This window comes from Enterobacter sp. 725m/11, from assembly GCF_011683705.1.
GTDB classification, from domain to species: domain Bacteria; phylum Pseudomonadota; class Gammaproteobacteria; order Enterobacterales; family Enterobacteriaceae; genus Enterobacter; species Enterobacter bugandensis.
Map to the genome: position 1 here is coordinate 1 of NZ_JAAQOK010000110.1, position 1,097 is coordinate 1,097.

The following is a 1,097-nucleotide window of genomic DNA, read 5'->3' on the forward strand; positions in this document are numbered from 1 at the left end:
AGAACTTTAGCAACAACGCCCGCGCCAACGGTACGGCCGCCTTCACGGATTGCGAAACGCAGACCGTCGTCCATCGCGATTGGGTGGATCAGAGTCACAACCATCTTGATGTTGTCGCCTGGCATTACCATCTCTACGCCTTCTGGCAGTTCGATGGTACCGGTCACGTCAGTTGTACGGAAGTAGAACTGTGGACGGTAGCCTTTGAAGAACGGAGTATGACGGCCGCCTTCGTCTTTGGACAGAATGTACACTTCAGATTCGAACTTGGTGTGTGGCTTGATTGAGCCTGGCTTCGCCAGAACCTGACCACGTTCGATTTCTTCACGTTTGATACCACGCAGCAGAACACCAACGTTCTCACCAGCACGGCCTTCGTCCAGCAGTTTGCGGAACATTTCAACGCCAGTACAGGTAGACTTCGCAGTCTCTTTGATACCAACGATTTCAACTTCTTCACCAACTTTGATGATACCGCGCTCTACACGACCGGTAACAACGGTACCACGACCGGAGATGGAGAATACGTCTTCGATTGGCAGCAGGAATGGCTTGTCAATCGCACGCTCTGGTTCTGGGATGTAAGAATCCAGGAAGCCAGCCAGTTCGATGATTTTCGCTTCCCACTCAGCGTCGCCTTCCAGCGCTTTCAGCGCGGAACCACGAACGATTGGAGTGTCGTCGCCCGGGAAATCGTACTGAGACAGCAGTTCACGAACTTCCATCTCTACCAGTTCCAGCAGCTCTTCGTCATCAACCATGTCGCATTTGTTCAGGAACACGATGATGAAAGGAACGCCTACCTGACGACCCAGCAGGATGTGCTCACGAGTCTGAGGCATTGGGCCGTCAGTCGCAGCAACAACCAGGATCGCGCCGTCCATCTGCGCAGCACCGGTGATCATGTTTTTAACATAGTCGGCGTGGCCTGGGCAGTCTACGTGTGCGTAGTGGCGAGTCGGGGTGTCGTACTCAACGTGAGAGGTGTTGATGGTGATACCACGAGCTTTTTCTTCTGGCGCGTTATCGATCTGGTCGAATGCACGAGCAGAACCACCGTAGGTTTTAGCCAGAACGGTAGTGATTGCAGCGGTCAG

General features: G+C 53.5%; 1 protein-coding gene. It reads right to left on the bottom strand.

Translation table 11 applies throughout. The annotated features are described in order from the left end of the window. On the bottom strand, positions 1 to 1,097 hold a 1,097-nt coding region (tuf, locus tag HBA26_RS22605; RefSeq protein ID WP_049119900.1), incomplete at both ends, for an elongation factor Tu.